We start from the raw sequence: 23,574 nt of genomic DNA on the forward strand, positions 1-23,574 counted from the left end.
TGAGGTTTTCAAATAAATTAAGGGAATAAATGGCTGATTGCTTTTGAATATGCGTTGAGAGTTTGAGTTATAGGGTAAGAGTGTCGGGAGTTGGAGAATTTTAGTGAGTGATTGTCTAAGGTAAAGATTCCCGGTATTTAAGTATTTTTCTTTTTAGTTGCTTGGGGCTTTCAAAAAAATTATCTTTGTTTTTATAAATTTTTTACAGGGAAATGTATGGAAAATAGCAGGTATCCAAAGTTTACCTTCACATGGATGGGCGGTCTTGTTTTAGTGGCAGGATTATTTATAGGAACAATGGCTGTTTCTTTTTTCGGCAGTTTCTGGAAGATCGCTTTCAGGGAAAATCTCGAACTGAAAGACTGGTTTCTGATGCTGACCAATTCAGTGGGATTTTTAACTGCTATTGCCTTTTTTGACTTTTTCATCGTAAGGCCTTCAACAGGAAAAAAACTGAATTTTAACTTTTCTCCTACAAATTTCTATACTTATCTCCTGATATTTCCTATGATGACCGGAATGATGTTCATCTCTGAATTTATCACCTCACTTATTCCTGTTACCGGACCTTTCTGGGGAAAGTATTATGAGTTTTTCTCAAATCTTATGGAGCAGCTGACCTTTGAACCGGTAGTTATGATCATAATGACAGTCATAATGGCGCCTATCTTTGAAGAAATTATTTTCAGGGGAATCATTCAGAAAGGGCTTATCAATAAAGGAGTAGATCCCAAAAGGGCTATTTTTTATGCCTCCATTATTTTTGGACTGGTTCATGGCAATCCGTGGCAGTTTGTAGGAGCAGTATTGCTGGGATGTGTTTTGGGGCTGGTGTATTATAAAACAAAATCCCTGTTGCTGCCAATGCTGCTGCATGGGTTCAACAATCTTTGCTCATCATTGCTGGTTACTTATACCAAGAATGAAAGCTTTGCAGATGCTTTTAAAATCTCCGAATGGGTAATACTTGCCATTGGAATTATACTTTTTTCGTTATTTTTCTATCTTTTCACGAAAAGGAACAAAGTTCACTATTCTGAAATATAATAAACAATATAAATACAGTATCGTAACAGGTTTACGAAAGAATAAACTGAGCAAAAATGAATATAGATATGGAATTATTGGTTGCAACACATAACGAACATAAGAAAGAAGAGATCCAGCAGATACTGGGAAATGATTTTACTGTAAAAAGCCTTACAGATTACAATATCCATGAAGAGATTATAGAAGATGGAGATTCTTTCAATGCCAATGCGCTGATTAAAGCGAAATACTGCTTCGAAAAAACGGGAGTTCCCAGTTTAGGAGACGACAGCGGTCTTGCTGTTGAAGCTCTTGATGGCAGGCCTGGAATTTTTTCCGCACGTTATGCAGGAGATCATGATTTTGCTAAAAATATTGAAAAAGTTTTAAGCGAACTAGAAGGCCAGGAAAACAGAAAGGCTTATTTCATTACTGTTTTATGTTATTATGATGAAAACGGAGCCCGTTATTTTGAAGGCAGAGTTCATGGCAACTTACTTACAGAAAATAAAGGCCACAAAGGATTCGGATATGACCCGATTTTTGTTCCTGAAGGATACGACAGAACTTTCGCAGAAATGAATCCGGAAGATAAAAATAGAATAAGCCACCGCAAACAGGCTCTGGATCTGTTCCTGGATTTCCTGAAAGTAAAAGAATAATTAATTCTATGCTAGTCAGTATTTAAACTTAAATCTAAAAGATATGTTTAAATTTTCTGTCGTACATTTGTTATACTAAACTATTGATTTGAGTACTTATTTAACGATATTAGGCTTCAATTCGGCTATTCCGACCATCAATTCCTCACCGACGGCACAGCTGCTGGAAATGGAAGAAAGACATTTTCTGATCGACTGCGGAGAAGGAACACAGGTACAGCTGAGAAAAGCAAAAGCGAGATTTTCAAAGATCAACCATATCTTTATATCGCATCTTCACGGTGATCACTGTTTTGGCCTTCCCGGTCTTATTGCCTCTTTCCGTTTACTTGGAAGAGACAATCCTCTGCATGTTTACGGCCCGAAAGGTATCAAAAAAATGCTGGAAACCATCTTTACGATTACAGAAACCCATCGCGGCTTTGATGTAATTTATCATGAGCTTGATAAAGATTATTCCGAAAAAATCTATGAAGACAGCAGGGTAGAAGTCTATACAATTCCATTGGATCACAGAATATACTGCAACGGTTATCTCTTTAAAGAAAAACCTAAAGACAGGCATCTGAATATGAAGGAAATTGCCAAATACAGTGAAATAGAAACCTGCGATTATCACAATATAAAGGCAGGAAAAGATGTTGTCCTTAGTGATGGATATGTCCTTAAAAACGAAGTGCTGACATTGGATCCTGCTCCTCCGGTTTCCTATGCATTCTGCAGTGATACCCGTTATCTGGAAACGGTACTTCCTATTATTAAAAATGTAACTGTCCTGTATCACGAATCCACTTTCCTTCACGATCTGAAAGAAATGGCCGACTACACCGGACATTCCACAGCTCTGGAAGCAGCAACAGTTGCTCAGAAAGCTGAAGTGGGAAAACTGATCCTGGGACATTTTTCAAACAGATATGCAGATCTTACCGTATTTACCGATGAAGCCAGAAATATTTTTCCCAACACCTTCCTGCCGAAAGCGCTGGAAAGTGTAAAAATTTAGAACCTGTATGCTTAATTTTGAAGAATTAAAAAGCTTTTTGAATGAAAAGGCAGACCAGTACAATAGTCCAGATTTCATTACAGATGATCCCATACAGATTCCGCACCGTTTCACGCTTAAACAGGATATAGAAATTGCCGGTTTTCTGGCTGCAACGATCTCATGGGGAAACCGGAAATCAATCATCAGATCTGCAGATAAAATGCTTGATATCATGGGAAATTCTCCCTATGATTTTGTGTTGAATTTTTCTGAAAAAGACTTAGAGATCCTTCAGGATAAAAGTATCCACAGAACTTTTAACGGTGAAGATTTTGCTTATTTCATCAGGCAGTTCAATAAGGTTTATAAAGAAAATGAAAGCCTTGAAAATCTGTTTATAGTAAAAGATCAGGAAACGAATTTTCAGCACGCGATTGAAAGATTCAGAAGTAGTTTTCTGGAATCAGGGAAGCACAGAAGCCATAAACATATCAGCTCACCTTATAAAAACTCTTCCTCCAAAAGAATCATCATGTTTCTGCGATGGATGGTACGTAAAGATAAACGTGGCGTAGATTTTGGTATCTGGGAAAATATAGATCAGAAATACCTCTCAATTCCGTTAGATGTACATACGGGAAATATTTCAAGAAAGCTGGGATTGGTTTCAAGAACGCAGAATGACTGGAAAACAGTTGAAGAACTGGATTTGATCATTAGAAAATTTGATGATAATGACCCGGCTAAGTATGATTTCGCTTTATTTGGGCTTGGTGTAACCAAAGAACTCTTATAACATTAGAAAAGGATGAAAAAGGAAAAAGAAAAAACAGAAGTTTTAGAAAAAATTGCGAACGGTATTACGTGGTGGGTAGGTTCTATTCCCTCACTTATTGTTCATACCTTGTTTTTTGCTATCTCATTTCTTCTGCCGATGCTCAAAATTGTTGAGTTTGATAAGATGCTTCTGATTCTTACCACGGTAGTTTCCCTGGAAGCCATTTATCTGGCTATTTTTATTCAGATGTCTGTTAACAAGAGCCATGAGAAGATCGAAGATATCCAGGAAGATATTGAGGAGATCAGTGAAGATATTGAAGACATTCAGGAAGATATCGAAGAGATCAGTGAAGACATTGAAGAGATCAGCGAGGATATCGAGGAAATTAATGAAGATATTGAAGACATTCAGGAAGATATTGAGGAGATTAATGATGAAGATGACGATGAAGATCATAATGAAAGAGCCAAAAATGTAATTCTGAAAAGTAATGTAAGCTCCAATAAAAATGAGATTAAAGCTCTGAAAGATATTATCAGCCAGCTCAAAACAGAAATAGAACAGCTTAAAAAAAATGATTGATAGAAACAATAATTAAGAGTAGTTTCTTAAAACAAAAGCAGTCTGGGATATAAGCCAGCCTGCTTTTTTTATGTTTTTTTTCAGGCTGTAATTAAAATCCTACTGATTTTGTGGAATATATAATTATAAAATGAATTTGTTGTGAATGTGTGTGGTGAATTATTTGTATTTGCTGAAAAAAGAGGTTTTTACTAATATTTTTGCTAAATTTGAACAAACAATTATAAAATGTTAGGTTATAGATTAAACAAATACTTTTTATTTCTGGTATTACTGTTTACTTCTGCAGCAGTATTTTCCCAGAACGTCAGAAGGAAATCACCTCCCAAAAAAGCGACCCCGGCGACCATGAAAGCTGGTGCTTTTATAGATGTAAACGTACCTACTTATCCTCAGTCTGCCTATACGATTGAACAGCTTGTGAAAAATGTATTGATAGCCGGAGGCTCTGTTTGTGCTGCTCCTAATGTGAGTAATGTAACGGTATCTCCCAACCAGCTGGTAACAGATACAGAAAGAGCCTGGGGGTATTTTCATAAAGGAACAACCAATTTTCCTTTCAATGATGGGATAGTACTGGTAGCCGGTAAAGCGAGAAGAGCTGGAAACGGTTATGAAGGGACCGGTCCGCTCTCAGACGAAGTTCCGGGTTCAGGAATTAATGATCCTGATCTGGTGGCTGCTGTTAATCCTCCTGTTACGCTGAAGGATGTAGTGGCGGTTGAATTTGATTTCGTTCCGAACAGCAGTCAGGTAAAATTTAATTACTTATTTGCATCAGAAGAATATACAAGCGGGTTTCCATGCGGAGATTTTGCTGACAGTTTTGCACTTCTTCTTAAAAAAGTAGGTGACCCTAACTATACCAATCTGGCAATACTTCCCGGAGGTGCAGGTCCGGTAAGTGTTACGAATATTATCCCGCATGGAGTAGGATGTGATGGAGAAACTGTTAATGAGCAGTACTTCGGCGGATTGAATACAGCTAATATTGAAACCAATTTTATAGGTAGAACAGTTCCACTTACGGCAGTGGCGACTGTTGTTCCCGGACAGGCATACCACTTTAAGCTTGTTCTTGCAGATGCTTTGGACCAGCGTTATGATTCTGCCGTATTTCTGCAGGGAGGATCCTTTGATATTGGGATGACCATTGTTGATGGTAACGGAAATCCTCTGGGAAACACCATCAATATGTGTGACAATACACCACAAACATTAAAGGCACAGGTATCTACTGTTCCCGGAATGACTTATAAATGGTATAAAAACGGTGTAGTAATTCCTAATGCAACCAGTGCCATATATATAGCCAACTCGCCGGGAGTGTATGAAGTAAGAACTTATGTAGGCGGCACCGAATGTCAGAAAGCGAGTATTACCATTATAGGCGGAACTTCTCCCACAGCTCAGAATGCAATATTGAAGCTTTGCGCAACCCCTGCATTAAGTACTTTTAATTTGGAAGATGCAAAACCGCAGATCAGTACAACAGCAGGGGCAGTATTTCGTTTTTATGTCAATCAGGCAGATGCACAGGCTCAGAATAATAATTTTATCACCAACCTTACAAACTATAACGGAACCGACGGACAGGTTATCTATGTAGTTGTTTCCAATGGTGCATTCTGTAGCAAAATGGTAACCCTGACATTAAAAAGAGAAGAAACACCTGTTGCCCATCTTAGTGCTCCAAGAATGAGGATCTGTGAAGGAGAATCTTTAATATTAACAGCTTCCGGCGGTGTAACCTATCAATGGAGTGATACTTCTTCTACGGGAGGAGTAAGGACAGTAAGTCCTACTCAGACAACCACTTATACAGTGTATGCCATCGGAGCACAGGGATGTAAATCATTGCAGCCTGCTACTATTACTATTGATGTCGTTCCTGCTATTGTATCCTCTTTGAAAGGAGGGCAGATCTGTGAAGGAGATATGATTCTTTTAGATGCAGGTTCCGGACCAGGTTACACTTATGAATGGAGTACAGGAGAAACCACTCAGGGGATCACAGTAGGAACTCCGGGTGAATATACGGTAACAATCAGTAACGGAGTATGTTCCAAAGAATTTAAAACCCTGGTAATACGTGCTGGAATTCCCGAAATCATAAAAGTTGATTATAACGTCAACGGAACAATGATTCTTACAGCAAGCAATCCGAGTAACGGGGTACTGGAATATTCTGTAGACAACGGCTTTACATGGCAGGATTCCAATGTATTCTCCAATGTTCCTAAAAATACGGTCATATCTATCCGTGTTAAGGTAAAAAATACCAGCTGTGTAGGATTTCTGGAATACTTTACATTTGTGATAAAGAATGTGATCACACCAAACGGAGACAACGTAAATGATACTATTGATTTTAGTGGAGTAATCGGCTATAAAGACTTTAAAGGCTTAGTTTTTGATCGTTATGGAAAAGAAGTGTTTAAAGCCGGGAAAACCAGACCGTATTGGGATGGTTACTTCCAGGGGAAACGTCTGCCAACGGCATCTTACTGGTATCAGGTGACCTATCAGGATCCTGCCAGTAAAGAAACAGCAGTGAAAACAGGATGGATTTTGCTTAAAAACTTAGAATAATCTTTTATATATTATACAGAAAGGCTGGCATTTTTGTCAGCCTTTTTTATTATTTCCGGATAAAGTAAATTTATATTGCAGAATAAATAAACTTGTATTGATGATAATGTAAATTGTGTTAAATTCAAATTCAATCAAAAAAAATAGTATTTTTGTTTAAAATACTATAAAATGTTAAACAGGAGGATTGGAAATTTATTTTTGGCGTTATTTTTTGCATTAATCGGCAGCTTTGTTTTTGCTCAAAACACAGACAGAGCATTGATACCTGCGAAAAAAGCTAATGCAACCTCTATGAAAGCAGGTGTTTTTATAGATGTAAATACACCCAATTATCCGGAATCCAATTACAGCATTACCCAATTGGTGAAAGAAGTACTGATCTCCGGAGGAGCCTGTTCCACATCCAATGTAAGTAATGTTACTGTTTCTCCCAATCTGGCGATAAGCGATCCTAGCCGAAGCTGGGGATTCTTTAACAAAGGAACCACCGGTTTTCCATTTGCAAAAGGAATTGTTCTTTCAACAGGATTTGCTGCAAAAGCAGGGAATAACTATCAGGGAACTTTGAATGACGGCATAAATACTTTTGGTGATACAGATCTGGCTACAGCTTTAGGCATTAATAACAATGAGCTGAGGGATGCCACCTATATAGAATTTGATTTTGTACCGGCTTCTACGGAAATTACATTCAGGTACTTATTTGCATCCAAAGAATATGCACCTGGATTCCAGTTTGCATGTACCAAATCAGATGGGTTTGCATTGTTGTTAAAGAAAGCAACAGATCCTACTTATACCAATCTGGCAGTGCTTCCCGGAAATGCAGGACCTGTAAGTGTAACCAACATTCACCCGGCAATTCCTAATGGGTGTGCGGCAATTAATGCTTCTTATTTTGCGGGAATCAATAACCCAATGGTTGAAACCAATTTTGATGGACGTACTATACCTTTGACAGCAAAGGCGACAGTAACTCCTGGCCAGACCTACCACTTTAAAATGGTTCTGGCAGATTTTAGCGACAGAAATTACGATTCAGCAGTATTTCTGGAAGCCGGATCATTTGATATCGGTGTGAAAATCCTTGACCCTGCCGGAGTACAGCTTCCTGATACGGTTTATATGTGTGATAATGCTCCTCAGACATTTACAGCTTCTGTACAGGCTCCTAATGTAACCTATCAGTGGTTTTTAAATAATAACCCTATTGCAGGCCAGACCGGACCAAGTTATACAGCTACACAACCGGGAGTATACAGTGTTCAGGTATTTATCCAGGGAAATACATGCCCGGGAACAGGTACTATTACAGTTGTAGGAGGAACTTCCCCTACAGTACAGAATGCTACTCTGACTGCCTGTTATGCTGCAGGAAATGCAATTTTTAACCTGCCTTCAGCAAATGCTTCTATAAGTACAACACCTGGTGCTACATTTTCATACTATTTCAATCAGGCAGATGCGCTTGCCGGAAATACCAATACAATTCCCAGTCCTGCAACTTATTCAAGCCCGGGTGGACAGACTGTATATGTTCTTGTCAAGAACGGATTCTGTTCCAGAGTAGCTGAATTACAATTGGTAAAAGCGCCTCAGATGACTGCGTCAATTTTACCACCAGCGGTATTGACCTGTGCAAGTTCACAAACAACTTTAGATGCTTCGGCTTCAGTTTATCCAGCAGGATCTACTTTTAGCTGGGCTACGACGGGAGGAAATATTGTTTCGGGAGGAAATACACTAACTCCGGTTATCAATGCTCCGGGAACTTATACTTTAACAATAACAAAAACATATCAGCCTGGAAATGTTAGCTGTACAGCTGTAGCCAGTGTTACAGTTACAGGAGACAGTGCTCCCCCTGTTACGGGCCTTACAGCAAGTAAAGTACAGATATGTAACGGTGAATCCGTAACTTTAACGGCATCAGGAGGTACTACATATAACTGGACAGGACTTCCCGGAACAGGAAGTACTCAAACAGTATCACCTACCACCACCACCACTTACACAGTAACTGCTGTAGGAGCCAACGGTTGTGTTTCTCAAAACCCTGCAACTATTACTATTGAAGTATCACAGCCAATCACTGTACAGGATGCAATATTACATAAATGCTACGCTCCGGGCCTTACATATGATCTAACAACTGCTCAAAGCCAGATTACTACTGCGGGAGGTGGTGTTACCTTTACCTATTATGTCAGTCAGGCGGATGCACTTGCCGGAAATACCAATTTTATTACAACACCTACAGCTTATTCACCTCCGGGAAATCAAACTATATATGTATTGGTGAAAAACGGAGGATGCCATTATGTAGTTTCCCTTCAGCTACTGCAAACAGCTGAAACAACCCTTACGATAGCGGCACCACAGGAAATTACCTGTACTACACCTCAGATTACATTAAATGCTTCGGCATCTGTAGTGCCTGCAGGATCCACTATTGCGTGGACAGCATCAGGAGGTGGAAATATTGTATCAGGAGCCAATACACTTACTCCTGTAGTAAATGCAGGAGGAACCTATACACTTACGGTTACCAATGTATCCCAACCGGGAAATTTAAGCTGTACTTATACAGCGACAGTAACCGTTACACAAAATACAACATTGCCAACGGCAGCAGTTGTATCCTCTCAACCTAGAATATGTGTGGGAGAATCCGTGACGTTGACCGCTTCTGGAGGTGTTACCTATAACTGGGTAGGTCTTACAGGAAACGGAAATACACAGGTGGTTTCACCTATAGTTACTACAACCTATTCTGTATATGCAGTGGCGGCAAACGGATGTATTTCTGCAACTCCTGCAACAGTTACGGTTATAGTAGGACCACCGACTGCGGGTATATCTGCATCTAAAACAAAGATATGTGCCGGCGAATCTGTTACCCTTACTGCTACCGGGGGAATTACCTATAACTGGGTAGGTCTTACAGGAAACGGAAACACACAGGTCGTTTCACCTACGGTTACTACAACCTATTCTGTATATGCATTGGGAGGTAACGGCTGTAGTTCGGTAAATCCTGCAACCGTAACAATTGAAGTAGTACCTGCTATTGTATCTACACTGGAAGATGTTTACGTTTGCGTAGGAGATACAGGAATTTTAGATGCCGGTGCAGGGCCGAATTATACTTATTTATGGAGTACAGGGGCAACTACCCAAACCATATCTACAAATGTTCCCGGAACTTATACTGTTACTATTAGTAATGGAGTGTGCTCTAAAACGTTTACCGGAAAATTATTAAATCCGGATCTGCCTAAGTTTACCAATATAGTATATGATAATCATGTACTGACCCTTACGGCAAGCAATCCTACAGGAGGAGCCTTAGAATATTCAATAGATGGTGGAGTAGTTTGGCAGTCATCCAATATATTCTATAATGTTTTGAATAATACAAATTACCATCTGATGGTAAGGGTAGTAGATGCAAAATGTAGTACAACATTGGATTATTTCACATTTGTGATCAGTAATGCCATTACTCCTAATATGGATGGTATAAATGATATCATAGATTTCTCCGGAATCAGCGGATATAATCATTTTGCAGCATCCGTCTTTGACCGTTACGGGGCAGAACTTTTCAGGGCAACCAAAACCGAGACAGTCTGGAAGGGTACTTTGAAAGGTCTGAATCTGGCTACAGGGACATACTGGTATAAAGTACAATGGGAAAACCCGGCCAGTAAAAAACTTGAACAGCGTTCAGGTTGGATATTACTAAAAAATAGAAACTAATAGATAAACCTTCCATATTTGGAAGGTTTATATTTTTTATATTAAAAAATAGATAAAAAATGTAGGATATATTTGGAAATAAATTAAATTTGTTGAAACAAAAGTATTATGCGAAGAAATCTACTATTCCTTTTATTTTTCTTAGTCGTCTCGACACTTTCATATTCACAGATAAATGGGCCACGTAAGCCTCCTAAAAATCAGCCTTCGGGATCAGTTACTCAAAAAGCGGGAAGTTTTATTGATGTTAATGCGCCGGGATATACAGAATCCGGATATTCAATTACACAGCTTGTAAAAGATGTCCTGATCTCTTCAGGGACAAACTCCTGTGTAACACCTACGGTATCCAATGTAAAAATTACTCCTAACCATGCAGTAACCGATGCTGACAGATCCTGGGGATACTTCCATAAAGGGACTACCAATTTCCCTTTCAAAGATGGGATTGTACTTTCTACGGGAAAAGCCAGAAGAGCAGGAAACGGACCGGAAGGAAACTTAAGTGATATTAACGGTGGAGGAACAGACTCTGACTTGGCACAAGCTATCGGGTCTACCGGAACACTGACTGATGGTGTTCTTTTAGAGTTCGACTTTGTTCCTACAACTTCACAAATAAAGTTTAATTATATTCTGGCATCTGAAGAGTATTCAGGCTCATTTCCATGCCAGTACGCAGATGCCTTTGCCATTTTGCTTAGACCGACATCTGGAGGAGCCTATCAGAATATGGCTGTGCTTCCGGGCGGTGCAGGACCTGTAAGTATTACCAACATTCACCCGGCAATTCCGGGAAGCTGTGCTGCAGTTAACGAACAGTATTTCGGAGGATATAATACCACCAATATTGAAACAAATTTTGAGGGAAGAACAATTCCTCTTACTGCAACTGCAACTGTAATGGCAGGGCAGGAATATCACTTTAAAATGGTAGTTGCCGATTATTCACCAGGAAGTTTTGAAGATCATGGATGGGACTCTGCTGTATTTTTAGAAGGAGGATCATTTAACATTGGTGTGGAACTTTTAGATCCAAGCGGTGCCACGTTACCTTCTGATATTAATGTCTGCGATAATGTGCCACAGCTGATTACAGCTTCTGTAAGTGACCCGAACTTATTATATCAGTGGTATCTGAACGGAGCGCCAATCACGGGTGCTACTACAAATACGATTACAGCTGTACAGCCGGGAACATATACCATTGAAGTAAGCGTTCCTGGTAATCCTTGTCCGGGTAGAGCTACTATCCAGATTCATGGAGGAACCACTCCGGAGGCGCAGAATGCAAGCCTTCTGCTATGCAGCACGCCGGATATTACCACTTTTGATCTGACTAATGCTATGCCGTCAATAAGTCCGACGTCGGGTGCTGTATTTAAATTCTATGTAAATCAGGCTGATGCTGTAGCTCAGAATGATAATTATATTCAGAATATTTTAAATTATAATGGTACAGACGGGCAGATCCTTTATGTTGTAGTTTCAAACGGAGGTTTCTGCAGTAAAATGATAGAATTAACTTTACTTAAAGAAACTACACCTACAGCCGGAATAAAATCTTCCAGAATAAAAATATGTCCGGGAGAAACGGTAACTCTTACTGCTGAAGGTGGTGCAACGTATCAGTGGGTTAATTTCCCTGGTACCGGAAACACACAGACTGTCACTTTATTCCAGACTACAACATTCTCGGTTTATGCTGTAGGGGTAAAAGGGTGCCGTTCATTAAATCCGGCCAAAATAACAGTTGAAGTTACACCGGAAATCGTTTCACCTTTAAAAGATGTAGAAATGTGTCTGGGTGACCGTATTACTTTAGATGCAGGCGCAGGTCCTAATTATAAGTATTTGTGGAGTACGGGAGCTACAACACAAACTATTACCGCGGACAGCTGGGGCGTTTATACAGTAGAAGTAGATAACGGATTCTGTAAAAAAATCTTCACAGCGAAAGTAGGCGGTGCAGCTACTCCTTATGCAACAGCAATAAACTATGAAAGTGCTAAAAAAACAGTAACAATCATTGCCGAAAATCCTTTGATGAACAATACTCCAAGTACTTTGGAATACTCTATAGACAATGGAATTACATGGCAGGAATCTAATGTTTTCACTAATCTTTTAGATAACACCAATTATACAGTAATGATCAGAAGAGTAGGTACTCATTGTATCGGAACTTTTGATTTCTATACCCTGCAGATCAATAATATCATTACCCCTAACGATGATGGTGTAAATGATGTACTGGATCTTAAGGCATTGACAGAGTTCAAAAACTTCACAGGATCTGTTTTTGACAGATACGGGGTGGAAATGTTCAGATTCTCTAAAGAAAAACCGGTATGGGACGGAACTGTAGGAGGTAAAAAACTTTCAACAGCTACATATTGGTATAAATTCAATTTTGAATATCCTAAATCAAAAGTTCAGATGAACTGGTCCGGATGGATCATGCTGAAGAACCGGGAATAAGGAATAAAGCATACATAAAAAGCCTTTCAAGTTATATTGAAAGGCTTTTTTATTTTTTAGAATTAAATTTTATTGATTTTGCTTCCAGAGATTGGCAAAACTGATAAAATCCATAACGCTAAGTTCTTCTGCTCTTTTATCCAGGAATTCATGAGTCTTTAAAGCTTCAGGAATATTCAGTATTTTCAGGGAGTTTGAAAGTTTTTTCCTTCTTTGGTTAAATCCTGCTTTTACAATCTGCTTGAAAAGAACCTCATTTCCGGCCAGACCTTCTTTCGGATTTCTTGTAAGTCTGATAACGCCTGATTTTACTTTCGGAGGTGGATTGAATACATTCTCATGAACAGTAAACAGGTACTTTACATCATAATATGCCTGGATCAGAACGGATAGAATACCGTAATCTTTAGTTCTGGGCACAGCCGCTGTTCTTTCAGCCACTTCTTTCTGGAACATTCCCACCATTTCAGGGATCTGCTCATAATGATCAACAATTTTAAAAAGAATCTGTGATGAAATATTATAAGGAAAATTACCAATAATGGCAATCTGTTCTCCACTGATAAAATGGAAGTCCTGTTTCAGAAAATCTCCTACGAAAGTATTTTCAGTAATCTTTGAATAATTGTTTTTCAGGTATTCAATAGATTCAGTATCAATTTCTGCCAGATAGACATTCTGATCTTTTTCGAGCAGATATTTGGTAAGGACGCCCATCCCGGGACCTACTTCCATGACATTTTTATAGTCTTCAAAATTAAGACCTTCCACGATTTTCCTCGCGATATTTTCATCTGTCAGAAAGTGCTGTCCAAGATGTTTTTTTGCTTTTACACTCAAAGTTTTTTATGATTTTATTAACAATGATTTTCTTTATTTCGTCCCAAATTTCGGAAGATTTTTTCTAATTTAGCCAAAAATTTTAATATTAATGGCTAAATCTGTAGATGAGTTTAATAAGAAAAGGCTTCGGTCAAGCAATATTACAGTAGTAATAAGTATCGCATTAGTGTTATTTTTGTTGGGATTAATGGGTCTTATCTTAATCAATGCCCAAAAGTATTCCGACTATATCAAAGAACAGTTGGTGGTAAATGCTTATTTTGACGAAAATTTTGATGTAAAAGATTCTGTAAAAATTGCAAAACTGGAGGAAGAAACTTTTAAAAAAGTACAGACGTTAGCTCCTGTAAAAAAGGCAACTTATATCTCAAGAGACATGGCAGCTAAAGAAGCCAAAAAAACAATGGGGATAGACAGTGATGCGCTTTTTGAAGAAAACATTTTCCCTTCATCAATCGAAGTGGCATTAAAACCTGAATATGTGGATCCGGCAAAAATTGATGAAGCCATTAAAGTGATCAAAGCCGTACCCGGTATTATAGATGTCAAGAATGACAGTACTTTGATGGTGGATGTTTATAATAACTTAAGCAGAATTTTGAAGTGGATTCTCGGATTTTCAATTTTGTTCCTGATTCTTGCTGTTGTTTTGATCAACAACTCAATCAGACTGAAAATATTCTCCAAAAGATTTATTATTAAAACCATGCAGCTGGTAGGGGCTAAAAGAAGATTTATTCTTAAACCTTTTATCATTGAAGCTGTTGTTTTGGGTGCTATAGGATCTCTGATCGGGCTTCTGGCACTGGGAGGAGTGTGGTATTACTTTACAAGCCAGATTGGATCTGCCTTTGTACAGGATAATAATCAGTATTTCTGGTTGGTGGTTTTAGTGCTTGGAGTAGGAATTTTTATTTCCGTTTTAAGTACCATTTTCGCTACATGGAGATTCTTAAAATCAAACGTTGACGATTTATATTACTCTTAATAATGAGCAAAAAAACAAATAAACTGGCTGCTTCAGATTTTGGCAAAGAAACCGGAGTACCACAGGAAAACACCTTTTATTTCGGGCAGCAGAATTTCAAGTGGATGCTGATAGGACTGGCTTTTATCGTAGTAGGTTTCCTCCTGATGATGGGGCCGGATGCTAATACAGTAGACGGTAAATTTGATCCCAATTCATGGAATGACGGTATTTTTTCCATCCGCAGAATCAGAATTGCGCCGCTGTTTGTAGTGATAGGCTTTGCAATAGAAGTTTATGCTATTTTAAAAAGAAAATAAATAATACATTCTCTATTTAAAGATTAAGAGGTTAAGGGATTTGGAAGGTTTTCTGGATTTCAAAATCTTTTAATCTTTAAATTTTTATATACACAAAATATGGATTTAATTAAAGCAATTATTATTGCTATTATTGAGGGGCTTACAGAATACCTTCCGATTTCTTCTACAGCACACATGGGATTTGCCGCCAATCTTCTGGGATTGCCGGATGATGAATTCCTGAAAATGTTCCAGGTATCCATTCAGTTTGGTGCCATTTTATCTGTTGTTGTAGCATACTGGAAAAAGTTCTTTGATCTGAAAAATCTTAAGTTTTATTATAAACTGGCCTTTGCCGTTGTTCCGGCATTGGTTCTGGGATATTTATTTGACGATAAAATTGAAGCCGTTCTTGGAAACCAGATTGCTATTTCTTCTGTGCTGGTACTTGGAGGAGTGGTTTTACTTTTTGCAGATCAATGGTTCAAAAATCCTAAAATTGATGATGAGAAGGGAATTACCGTAAGAAAAGCAATTACAATAGGCTTCTGGCAGTGTCTTGCGATGATGCCTGGAACGAGTCGTAGTGCGGCTTCCATTATCGGAGGGATGTCGCAGGGACTTACAAGAAAAGCTGCTGCAGAATTTTCATTCTTCCTTGCTGTTCCAACTATGCTGGCGGTAACAGTATATTCTGTTTTTCTGAAAACATGGGGTAAAGGAACTGCAAATCCTCAGAAAGGCTATGAAATGATCATGGCATCTCAGGATCACATTATGATCTTCATCATAGGAAATATTGTAGCTTTTATTGTAGCACTGATTGCTATTAAAGCATTCATCGGAGTGCTGAACAAATATGGCTTCAAGCCTTGGGGTTGGTACCGTATTTTTGTGGGAGTTGCCCTTTTGATCTATTTCTATTTCTTTAAATAAATATATGAAAAGTAATATTTTAAAGATATTAGCTTTCTCAGGCTCAATTATTTCCTGTACACCGGCGCATACGCTTTTTGTGAAAAATAATTCAAAGGAAAGAATAGAGTTTTTTGTTGAACTCAAAGAAAAACATGCAGCTGAAGATTTACTGATCTGTAAAGAGCTTGTACCGGACGAAAAACTGGATCACAAACCTTTCATGGAATATAGCAAAGAAGGAAAATGTTATTATCAGAAAATCACAGCAATTAATAAGACCAGTTATAAATTCAATTTACCTGAAAATTATACGGTAAATATTACTCCAAATAGTTCAGTATATCCTTTTCAGAATATATATTACTTCATTGGTGACAAAAAATGCTTTGTCAATGTGGAAAACGGACCTGATTGTAAGCAGAAAGTCAATAAACTGCCAAGCTTAGTGAGTATCACAGAAATTTTAGAATAATGACAGCTGAAGAACTGCAATCAGGATATGTGTTTTTATTGGACAAACCTTTGGACTGGACCTCTTTCCAGGCTGTCAATAAAATGAAGTATAAGCTTAAAAGAGAATTCAATCTTCCCAAGAAGTTTAAAATAGGCCACGCCGGAACTTTAGATCCGAGAGCAACAGGTCTTCTTATTGTCTGCTGTGGGAAATTTACAAAGAAAATCCCTGAGATCCAGGATGCTCCCAAGGAATACTGGACGGAAATTAAAATAGGAGTACAGACAGAATCCTATGATACTGAGAAACCTGAAATTCTTCATCAGGACATTGCTCACACTACTGAAGAACAGATCAGGGAAACCCTTGAAAAATTCGTTGGCGAAATAGAGCAGAAACCTCCGGTATATTCAGCAATAAAAGTTGATGGACAGAGAGCTTATAACCTGGCAAGAGCGGGAGAGGAAGTAGAGATGAAATCCAGAAAAACAACAATTTTCTACATTAAAGATATTTCAGTTAATCTTCCTTTGGTCAGTTTTACAGTAGGCTGTTCAAAAGGAACTTACATCAGAAGCCTCGCCCATGATATAGGGCAGGAATTGGGAGTAGGAGCTTATCTGACACAGCTTAGACGTACAAAGATCGGAGATTACACGATTGAAAACGCCACTACTGATTTCCTTGAGAATGAATACAGATTCGAAGGCTTATAATAAGAAATTAGAAGAGGATTGATAAAATAGCATACGGTATTACAGCAATTGGAGGTTACAATTTTCTTCCTAACTTTGCATTGAGAACCGGATCTTTCAGCAATAAAAACTATACAGGTTACGGAGAAGACTAATGGAAAAGACACGCATCAATAAATATTTATCGGAAGTAGGCTACTGCTCAAGAAGAGCAGCAGATAAGCTTTTGGAGGAAGGAAGGATAACCATTAATGGGAAGGTCCCTGAAATGGGTACAAAAGTTTCTGATGAAGATCTTGTGGAAGTAGACGGAAAACCAATTCGTGAACCTCAGGATAAACCTGTCTATATTGCTTTTAACAAACCTATAGGAATCGTTTGTACAACGGATACCAAGCGTGAAAAAAATAATATTGTAGATTATATCAATCATCCGAAAAGGATTTTTCCAATCGGAAGACTGGATAAACCCAGTGAAGGCTTAATTCTTTTGACCAGCGACGGAGACATCGTAAATAAAATCCTTAGAGCAAGAAATAATCACGAAAAAGAATATATCGTCCGCGTAGATAAACCAATTTCGCCTAAATTCCTTGAAAAAATGAGGAATGGTGTTCCCATTCTGGATACTGTCACTAAAAAATGTGAAGTGGAAAAGATCGACGATATGACTTTCCGTATTATTCTTACCCAGGGACTGAACAGACAGATCCGCAGAATGTGCGAATTTCTCGGCTACGAAGTAAAAAAGCTGAAACGTATCCGTATCATGAACATCAAACTGGATCTTCCGATTGGAAAATGGCGTGATCTTACAGAAGAAGAATTTAATGCTCTTAACAGTTTACTTACTGACTCCAGCAAAACAGTTGATTAATTATTTAATATAAAGCTTCATCCTCGTCTCATATTCCGGTTTTAGTTTCAGTATTTTCCAGATTTTTGCATCCTCAAAATGACTTGTTCGGTAAAAAATGATCTTATCGGCGGAATACTTGAAATAGGGGTGATTTTTGAGCCATTCTTCAGGTGCATCAGTCAGTGAGTATTTCGGAACGTTTGAAGTATTTAGCTGACATGTGGAAATAAGCTTCTGAACAATATCTTTATCAATATTATAGGTATCCAGGATTTGCTGTTTGGTAATAAATCCTCCCAGTTTTTTCCTAAACCCTAGAATAGAGCCCGCACTTCTTTCATCCAGACCAAATTCCAGAAGCTGTTTAAATGTAATCATATTAAGATCAATTTTTGAGAAATCGGTTTCCTGCTTTTGAACTATATTTGGATTTGTACTGAGTTTAATATAAGGACTTAGCTCCTGAAATTTTTCGGGAGAAATAACAAAACATTTCTTTATGTCCTCAAGCGATTTGAAACTTCCCCTGAGATTCCTGTCACGGTAATTGATGATTGTGGCAGCTTGTTTTTCAGAAAATCCCAAAGCTTTCCATTCCTCTAAATCTAAAGTATTAGGATCAAATGAGCGATATTGAATATTAGATTTTAGGGCATAATGCCTACCTGAACTTCTGAAGTTATCTGGTGTCTTTACAGGAAGCAGCAGATAGGGGTCAAGCTTGCTGTAATTTTCCGAAGAGATGATAAAACATTCTTTAAATTTTTCTTTGCTGACAAAGCTTCCACCTAAGTAGTTCCTGTATTTTATAATTGCTTCTGCCTGTTTTTCACTGAAACCCATATTCATCCATTCCAGAGCAGAAAGCCCATCCGGATTGAATTTTTTAGAAACAATGATTTCTTTCTTTTCATTGCTTTTAAATTTTTCAAAATGATTGTCTTTACCGGTTTCGGGAAGCTGGATAAAAGATTCCAGTTCAGTGAATTTTTCAGCAGAAATAGCATAACATTTTTTAAGCTGTTCTTTTGAAGTAAACTGCCCGCCTACAATTTTTTTATAATTAAGAATAGTAGAAACCTGTTTTTCAGAAAAGCCTAAATGTGTCCATTGTTGGGCATCCAGATCATTCGGGTCAAAATCAGTTATATTTAAAGGAACAGTATTTTCCGTAATGAACTTTAGCTCAGGAAAGTTCTCTTTTTCTCTACTGGTATACTTCTGAAAAGCCAGCAGAACGATCAGCAGCATTCCCATGAATGCCAGTTTTAAGTAGTAGTTTTTTCTCATCATGGGGTAAACTTATCAATAAAAATAAGTCTAAGCAATGGTGAAATACAAAAAGGATGGTTTTGTACAATAAATTCACTCAAATGATTTTTAAATTACATTTGTGTACATATTGTATAGAATTATTTGAAGAAATAGATATAGAAATATTTTGTGAATATCTTGAAAATAGCTTATTATTCTATAAAAAGTTATTCTGAATCTCTGTCCGCCAGAGAAGCTTTCAATTTCTGAAGCTCCGCTTTTATAAATTCAAGGCGGTCAATAATGGTAACCGTTTCAGAAATTTTACTGTTGGTTGTCAGAGCAATCCTTGCTCCATCCAGTGTATAGCCTTTTTCCTTCACCAGATGATAGATCATTTGCAGGTTTTTAATGTCTTCAGGCGTAAAATAGCGGTTGCCCTTTTTATTTTTTTTAGGCTTGATAATAGGGAATTCCTGCTCCCAGTAACGTATTAATGAGGTGTTTACATCAAAAGCTTTTGCTACTTCTCCTATAGAATAATACAGTTTATCAGCTAAATTTATCTTCATTTTACGAATCCTAAAAGTCAAAGATAAAAATTTTTTAAACTCTGATGCAAATATGCATGGCTAATATCTTTCTAAATATTCTGTATGAAGATATTTGTTTAAACAGTACTTCATTTTGTAGTTTGTATTTTCTCTCTTTTTACAGTACTTTTATACAATAACTACTATCCCGTATATCATCAATAATGAATCTGATTTCTGTTCTTCATATTGAGCTTTTCCAGTCCGGCAGGAATGCTTCGGATTTTTATTTCAATACCATGAAAGAACATCTGGTTGTAGGACACCGGCATATTGAAAAACCTCACAGGCATGATTTTTATGCTGCTGTTCTTTTTACCCGGGGGGAAGGAGTTCATGAGATAGATTTTCAGAAGTATGATGTTTCAGAGGGGAGCTTTTTCTTCCTTTCTCCCGGGCAGGTTCACAGCTGGGAACTTTCAGAAGATATTGACGGATATATTTTCTTCTGTTCACAGGAGTTTTACGAAATGCATTATGTGAATCAGAAACTAAGGAATTTCCCTTTTTTCGGGTCTGTATCTTTTCCGAGAAAACTACAGCTGGATACTGATGAATTAGCGAAAAATATCAGTTTTTTTCAGGATTTGGAAAAGGAATATCAGTCTCAGAATATGATGAAAGAAGGATTCATTCTTTCCCTGATGTCGCAGATTTTTATTAACGCAACAAGGCTGTTTTCGAAGGAAATTGATATTCACGCTTCTTCTGCCAGTCTTTCTTATTTTAAACATTATCAGGACTTTGAAAATCTGCTCGAACAGCACTTTACTGCTGAAAAATCAATTTCCTATTATGCATCTTTGTTGGGAATCACTCCGAAACATCTTAACAGAACCGTACAAACCGTTGTTCAGAAAACAGCAACCGATGTCATTACGGAAAGAGTAGTGTTGGAAGCAAAAAGGATGCTGATGTATCTTGATGAAAGCCTCGTTGAAATCGCCTTCAGGCTTGGCTATGAAGAATATTCCTACTTTGTAAGGGTATTCCGGAAAAGTTCCGGAATGACTCCCACGCAGTTTATTAAGGAATATAAGGCTTAAAAATTTTAGGAAAGCATCTGTGATATTTTTAGAATCATGGATTTTCCAATGATTTTAAGAGTAAAAAATGTAATCTAATTATTTTTCTTTAGTTTTGAAAAAAATGTAAATTGTTAGATGTTTCAAAAAACGCTATCCCTGGAAAAAAATAAGAAGGAACTTTATTTTTTACTTTTGTATAAAGCATTTTTATTATTGATTTTATTTTATAGCATTTATAAGTTATACCTGAAATCTAAGCTTTCATTACAGGAATGGACGGTTTCTGATTGGCTTATTAATTATGAAGACGGAGGTTTTAAAAGAAGAGGAATTGGAGGAGAGTTATTATTTTTTTTACAGGATATAACCCACTTTTCGTTACCCTTCATTGTTTTTTTGTTACAAGCCCTTTTTTATGGGATTACCTACTATTCATTCATTAAATTAATTAATCAAAAAAAGATAGATTGGAATATTCTATTACTTTTGATATCGCCGCTTTGTCTCAGTTATATTTGCATAAATGTAGGATATTCGGGGAGAAAAGAGATTATTTTATTTGCATTAATGGGCTATTTGGCAACAGGTAGTTTATCAAGGTTAAAATCTGTAATCGTAATTGCAGGATATTGTACAGGACTTTTCTTTCACGAAATGTTTATCTTTTATTTACCTTTCGTTTTATCAATATTTTACTTAAAAACTAAGAAGCTTAACTCCCCCGAGATTTATGTTCTTGCTATATTGTCCATTATTATTGTTGCTGTTATTTATTATTTTGGAGGAGAAATTAATCAGGGTAAAAGTATTGGAATTCTCAAAAATAGAGGCGTTGAGTTCGCTTATTTTAACATCTTTAATTATGATAAAATAGAAGATCCTACTTTTATAGGAAGAGTGTATATATCCTTTTCATTGTTTATTGCTGAATTGCTTTTTGTTATTTCTCAATTTGGCTATTATATTTATAAATTTCATAAAAGATATTTCAGTAAGTTTTTATTGATTAACATTCTTTCTTTGATTTTTGTAGCTCCTTTGTTTTATTTGGGAGTAGATTGGTTCAGATGGCTCAATACTTATTGTGTGCTTTTGGGCTTAATTGTCATTCTAATTCTTCCTGACAGAGAGAAAAATGAGGAATTATTTAATCATATTCCTACAATAAAAAGTTTTGTGATTATAGCACCTGTTTTCTTTATTCTTTTTTTTATTCATATCCAGTATGACGCATCCGGATCTAGCGTTTCGGGAACCATTATGTATTTCAAAACTAAATTAGATCATTTTACAGGACGTTGATTTTTAAAAGAATTATAAGGCTTATAACTTATAATAGAAGTTGGAAAGGTCCCTCAAAAGTAGTCTCAAAAGAATCCAGCATTTCACCTTTTTCATCAAATACACCAATCACCATTTTTTGTTTGGAAAACTTAATGTCTTCTTCAGGAAAAGTAATATTGATATTCCCTTTCAGGATTTCGTCACCTTTCAGAATGATTTTTTCAGAACCGAAATAAGTGATCTCTGCATGGGCAGGAGTCATTACTTTAATCGTGAGAATCTTCTTTTCGTTGGATTTATTTAAAAGTGTATAAATAAAAGTATTCGTGATCTTACCATCTTTAATGAAGAATGTAGAACCGGCCGGCTTGATAAATTTTGCTTCCATAGATCCCCGGTCATACATTAAAAACCCTAAAAACCCGATCAGCAGAGCCAGAAATACCGTGGTAGCCTTCATTCTTGAGGTAAACTTAAATGTTTCCCGGTTCTCAATTTCTGCTTCTGTAGCATAACGGATCAGCCCTTTTGGAAGCCCTACCTTATCCATCACTTCATCACAGGCATCTATACAGGCCGTACAGTTTACGCATTCCAGCTGTTGCCCGTTTCTGATATCAATGCCTGTAGGACAGACCACAACACACTGATAGCAGTCGATACAGTCTCCTTTTCCTGATGCTTTGCGATCTTCATTATTTCTCCATTTAGAACGGTTTTCACCCCTTTTGAAATCATAATAAACATTAATTGTCTGCTTGTCTATCAATACACCCTGAAGTCTTCCGTACGGACATACCAGAGTACATACCTGCTCACGGAGCCAGGCAAAAACAAAATAAAATGTCAAGGTGAAAAATATCATTACAAGAAACTTCATGGAATGATTTTCCGGCCCTTCGTTCATGATACGGAATACTTCCTCATACCCTACAATATACATGAACATAAAGTGGGAAATGATTAATGAAATAAATGCAAACACAGACCATTTCAGAACTCTCTTTCTGATCTTTTCGGCATTCCATTCCTGTCTGTCAAGCTTCATTTGCTTATTTCTGTCACCTTCTATCCAATATTCAATTTTACGGAATACCATTTCCATGAAAAGCGTCTGCGGACACAGCCATCCACAGAATATTCTCCCGAAAACCACTGTAAAAAGCATTACAAAAATTACAGAAGTTACCGCTCCCAACGCAAGAATAAAGAAATCCTGCAGGTAAAAGGGCTGTCCGAGGATAAAAAACCGTCTGTCTATTACATTGATCAGAAGAAAAGGATTACCGTTGATCTTTGCAAATGGCAGCCCGAAAAATATGGCTAACATGAAATAACTTGCGTAGTTCCTGTAGTTGGTATATTTCCCCTTTGGTTTTCGTGGAAAGACCCATTTTCTTTTTCCGGTTTCATCCATGGTTCCTACGGAATTCCTAAACGCATCATTTTCTGTTTCTATAAATTTATCGCTGCTTGATTCTGCACTCATTACGGTACTTT

General features: G+C 37.3%; 20 protein-coding genes. 16 read left to right on the forward strand and 4 right to left on the reverse strand.

Annotation, left to right across the window (positions count from 1 at the left end; all coding sequences use genetic code 11):
- Nucleotides 1-216: 216 nt before the first annotated feature.
- From ACQWU4_RS15555 to ACQWU4_RS15590, 8 genes are all read left to right on the forward strand, one after another.
- Entirely contained in the window at nt 217-1,047 is an 831-nt protein-coding gene (locus ACQWU4_RS15555) for a CPBP family intramembrane glutamic endopeptidase (protein ID WP_429936666.1), read from the forward strand.
- Nucleotides 1,048-1,103: 56 nt separating this feature from the next.
- Nucleotides 1,104-1,691 (forward strand): RdgB/HAM1 family non-canonical purine NTP pyrophosphatase, encoded by a 588-nt coding sequence (gene rdgB / locus ACQWU4_RS15560; RefSeq protein ID WP_429936668.1) that lies wholly within the window; start codon nt 1,104-1,106, stop codon nt 1,689-1,691.
- 88 nt (nt 1,692-1,779) lie between these two features.
- A complete protein-coding gene (locus ACQWU4_RS15565; protein WP_429936669.1) occupies nt 1,780-2,694 on the forward strand; it encodes a ribonuclease Z in 915 nt (304 codons plus the stop codon).
- A 7-nt stretch (nt 2,695-2,701) separates the two neighbouring features.
- Nucleotides 2,702-3,472: a TIGR02757 family protein gene (locus tag ACQWU4_RS15570; RefSeq protein ID WP_429936670.1), complete on the forward strand. Its 771-nt coding sequence runs from the start codon at nt 2,702-2,704 to the stop codon at nt 3,470-3,472.
- 12 nt (nt 3,473-3,484) lie between these two features.
- Nucleotides 3,485-4,039, forward strand: a complete 555-nt coding sequence (locus ACQWU4_RS15575) for a DUF1003 domain-containing protein (RefSeq protein ID WP_429936671.1) — start codon at nt 3,485-3,487, stop codon at nt 4,037-4,039.
- Between the two features lie 228 nt (nt 4,040-4,267).
- Entirely contained in the window at nt 4,268-6,631 is a 2,364-nt protein-coding gene (locus tag ACQWU4_RS15580) for a choice-of-anchor L domain-containing protein (RefSeq protein ID WP_429936672.1), read from the forward strand.
- Between the two features lie 171 nt (nt 6,632-6,802).
- On the forward strand, nt 6,803-10,396 hold the full coding sequence (locus ACQWU4_RS15585; protein WP_429936673.1) for a choice-of-anchor L domain-containing protein: 3,594 nt from the start codon (nt 6,803-6,805) through the stop codon (nt 10,394-10,396).
- A gap of 108 nt (nt 10,397-10,504) precedes the next feature.
- Nucleotides 10,505-12,877 carry a choice-of-anchor L domain-containing protein gene (locus ACQWU4_RS15590; RefSeq protein WP_429936674.1) on the forward strand — a complete coding sequence of 791 codons (2,373 nt, stop codon included), beginning with the start codon at nt 10,505-10,507 and terminating at the stop codon, nt 12,875-12,877.
- Between the two features lie 69 nt (nt 12,878-12,946).
- On the opposite strand, the gene rsmA is transcribed toward ACQWU4_RS15590, so the two are convergent.
- Complete coding sequence (rsmA, locus tag ACQWU4_RS15595) at nt 12,947-13,717, reverse strand: 16S rRNA (adenine(1518)-N(6)/adenine(1519)-N(6))-dimethyltransferase RsmA (protein ID WP_429936676.1); 771 nt, start codon at nt 13,715-13,717, stop codon at nt 12,947-12,949.
- Nucleotides 13,718-13,808: 91 nt separating this feature from the next.
- Between rsmA and ACQWU4_RS15600 the strand changes: the two genes are divergently transcribed.
- The 6 genes from ACQWU4_RS15600 (at nt 13,809) to rluF (ending at nt 17,933) form a co-directional block, all read left to right on the forward strand.
- Nucleotides 13,809-14,708, forward strand: coding sequence for a cell division protein FtsX (locus tag ACQWU4_RS15600; RefSeq protein WP_429936677.1), 900 nt, complete (start codon nt 13,809-13,811; stop codon nt 14,706-14,708).
- Nucleotides 14,709-14,710: 2 nt separating this feature from the next.
- Entirely contained in the window at nt 14,711-15,007 is a 297-nt protein-coding gene (locus ACQWU4_RS15605; RefSeq protein ID WP_429936678.1) for a DUF3098 domain-containing protein, read from the forward strand.
- A 99-nt stretch (nt 15,008-15,106) separates the two neighbouring features.
- Nucleotides 15,107-15,925, forward strand: coding sequence for an undecaprenyl-diphosphate phosphatase (locus tag ACQWU4_RS15610; RefSeq protein WP_429936679.1), 819 nt, complete (start codon nt 15,107-15,109; stop codon nt 15,923-15,925).
- 4 nt (nt 15,926-15,929) lie between these two features.
- Nucleotides 15,930-16,379 carry a hypothetical protein gene (locus ACQWU4_RS15615; protein ID WP_429936681.1) on the forward strand — a complete coding sequence of 150 codons (450 nt, stop codon included), beginning with the start codon at nt 15,930-15,932 and terminating at the stop codon, nt 16,377-16,379.
- Nucleotides 16,379-17,077 carry a tRNA pseudouridine(55) synthase TruB gene (gene truB, locus ACQWU4_RS15620; protein ID WP_429936682.1) on the forward strand — a complete coding sequence of 233 codons (699 nt, stop codon included), beginning with the start codon at nt 16,379-16,381 and terminating at the stop codon, nt 17,075-17,077. The genes ACQWU4_RS15615 and truB overlap by 1 nt, the downstream gene beginning before the upstream one ends.
- Nucleotides 17,078-17,210: 133 nt before the next feature.
- Entirely contained in the window at nt 17,211-17,933 is a 723-nt protein-coding gene (gene rluF, locus ACQWU4_RS15625) for a 23S rRNA pseudouridine(2604) synthase RluF (protein ID WP_429936683.1), read from the forward strand.
- Here rluF and ACQWU4_RS15630 read toward each other — a convergent pair whose 3' ends face one another.
- Together ACQWU4_RS15630 and ACQWU4_RS15635 are read right to left on the reverse strand one after the other, a co-directional pair.
- Entirely contained in the window at nt 17,934-19,208 is a 1,275-nt protein-coding gene (locus ACQWU4_RS15630) for a hypothetical protein (protein ID WP_429936684.1), read from the reverse strand. It abuts the gene before it with no gap.
- A gap of 188 nt (nt 19,209-19,396) precedes the next feature.
- On the reverse strand, nt 19,397-19,741 hold the full coding sequence (locus ACQWU4_RS15635) for a MerR family transcriptional regulator (protein WP_099766499.1): 345 nt from the start codon (nt 19,739-19,741) through the stop codon (nt 19,397-19,399).
- A gap of 185 nt (nt 19,742-19,926) precedes the next feature.
- Between ACQWU4_RS15635 and ACQWU4_RS15640 the strand changes: the two genes are divergently transcribed.
- Both ACQWU4_RS15640 and ACQWU4_RS15645 read left to right on the forward strand, forming a co-directional pair.
- Complete coding sequence (locus tag ACQWU4_RS15640; RefSeq protein WP_429936686.1) at nt 19,927-20,808, forward strand: AraC family transcriptional regulator; 882 nt, start codon at nt 19,927-19,929, stop codon at nt 20,806-20,808.
- A 549-nt stretch (nt 20,809-21,357) separates the two neighbouring features.
- Entirely contained in the window at nt 21,358-22,092 is a 735-nt protein-coding gene (locus ACQWU4_RS15645) for a hypothetical protein (protein ID WP_429936687.1), read from the forward strand.
- Between the two features lie 28 nt (nt 22,093-22,120).
- On the opposite strand, the gene ccoG is transcribed toward ACQWU4_RS15645, so the two are convergent.
- A complete protein-coding gene (gene ccoG, locus ACQWU4_RS15650) occupies nt 22,121-23,563 on the reverse strand; it encodes a cytochrome c oxidase accessory protein CcoG (protein ID WP_429936688.1) in 1,443 nt (480 codons plus the stop codon).
- Nucleotides 23,564-23,574 lie beyond the last annotated feature (11 nt).

The organism is Chryseobacterium sp. MIQD13 (genome assembly GCF_050496705.1).
Classification (GTDB): Bacteria; Bacteroidota; Bacteroidia; order Flavobacteriales; family Weeksellaceae; genus Chryseobacterium.

Excerpts from the sequence above, each read along its gene's own strand:
- ACQWU4_RS15640 (WP_429936686.1), top strand. The coding sequence starts at position 19,927 with ATGAATCTGATTTCTGTTCTTCATATTGAGCTTTTCCAGTCCGGCAGG.
- ACQWU4_RS15610 (WP_429936679.1), top strand. The coding sequence starts at position 15,107 with ATGGATTTAATTAAAGCAATTATTATTGCTATTATTGAGGGGCTTACA.
- ACQWU4_RS15645 (WP_429936687.1), top strand. The coding sequence starts at position 21,358 with ATGGGCTATTTGGCAACAGGTAGTTTATCAAGGTTAAAATCTGTAATC.
- ACQWU4_RS15580 (WP_429936672.1), top strand. The coding sequence starts at position 4,268 with ATGTTAGGTTATAGATTAAACAAATACTTTTTATTTCTGGTATTACTG.
- ACQWU4_RS15605 (WP_429936678.1), top strand. The coding sequence starts at position 14,711 with ATGAGCAAAAAAACAAATAAACTGGCTGCTTCAGATTTTGGCAAAGAA.
- ACQWU4_RS15570 (WP_429936670.1), top strand. The coding sequence starts at position 2,702 with ATGCTTAATTTTGAAGAATTAAAAAGCTTTTTGAATGAAAAGGCAGAC.
- rdgB (WP_429936668.1), top strand. The coding sequence starts at position 1,104 with ATGAATATAGATATGGAATTATTGGTTGCAACACATAACGAACATAAG.
- ACQWU4_RS15555 (WP_429936666.1), top strand. The coding sequence starts at position 217 with ATGGAAAATAGCAGGTATCCAAAGTTTACCTTCACATGGATGGGCGGT.
- ACQWU4_RS15615 (WP_429936681.1), top strand. The coding sequence starts at position 15,930 with ATGAAAAGTAATATTTTAAAGATATTAGCTTTCTCAGGCTCAATTATT.
- ACQWU4_RS15585 (WP_429936673.1), top strand. The coding sequence starts at position 6,803 with ATGTTAAACAGGAGGATTGGAAATTTATTTTTGGCGTTATTTTTTGCA.
- ACQWU4_RS15630 (WP_429936684.1), bottom strand. The coding sequence starts at position 19,208 with ATGATGAGAAAAAACTACTACTTAAAACTGGCATTCATGGGAATGCTG.
- ACQWU4_RS15635 (WP_099766499.1), bottom strand. The coding sequence starts at position 19,741 with ATGAAGATAAATTTAGCTGATAAACTGTATTATTCTATAGGAGAAGTA.
- ACQWU4_RS15590 (WP_429936674.1), top strand. The coding sequence starts at position 10,505 with ATGCGAAGAAATCTACTATTCCTTTTATTTTTCTTAGTCGTCTCGACA.
- rluF (WP_429936683.1), top strand. The coding sequence starts at position 17,211 with ATGGAAAAGACACGCATCAATAAATATTTATCGGAAGTAGGCTACTGC.
- ACQWU4_RS15575 (WP_429936671.1), top strand. The coding sequence starts at position 3,485 with ATGAAAAAGGAAAAAGAAAAAACAGAAGTTTTAGAAAAAATTGCGAAC.
- truB (WP_429936682.1), top strand. The coding sequence starts at position 16,379 with ATGACAGCTGAAGAACTGCAATCAGGATATGTGTTTTTATTGGACAAA.
- ACQWU4_RS15600 (WP_429936677.1), top strand. The coding sequence starts at position 13,809 with ATGGCTAAATCTGTAGATGAGTTTAATAAGAAAAGGCTTCGGTCAAGC.
- ccoG (WP_429936688.1), bottom strand. The coding sequence starts at position 23,563 with ATGAGTGCAGAATCAAGCAGCGATAAATTTATAGAAACAGAAAATGAT.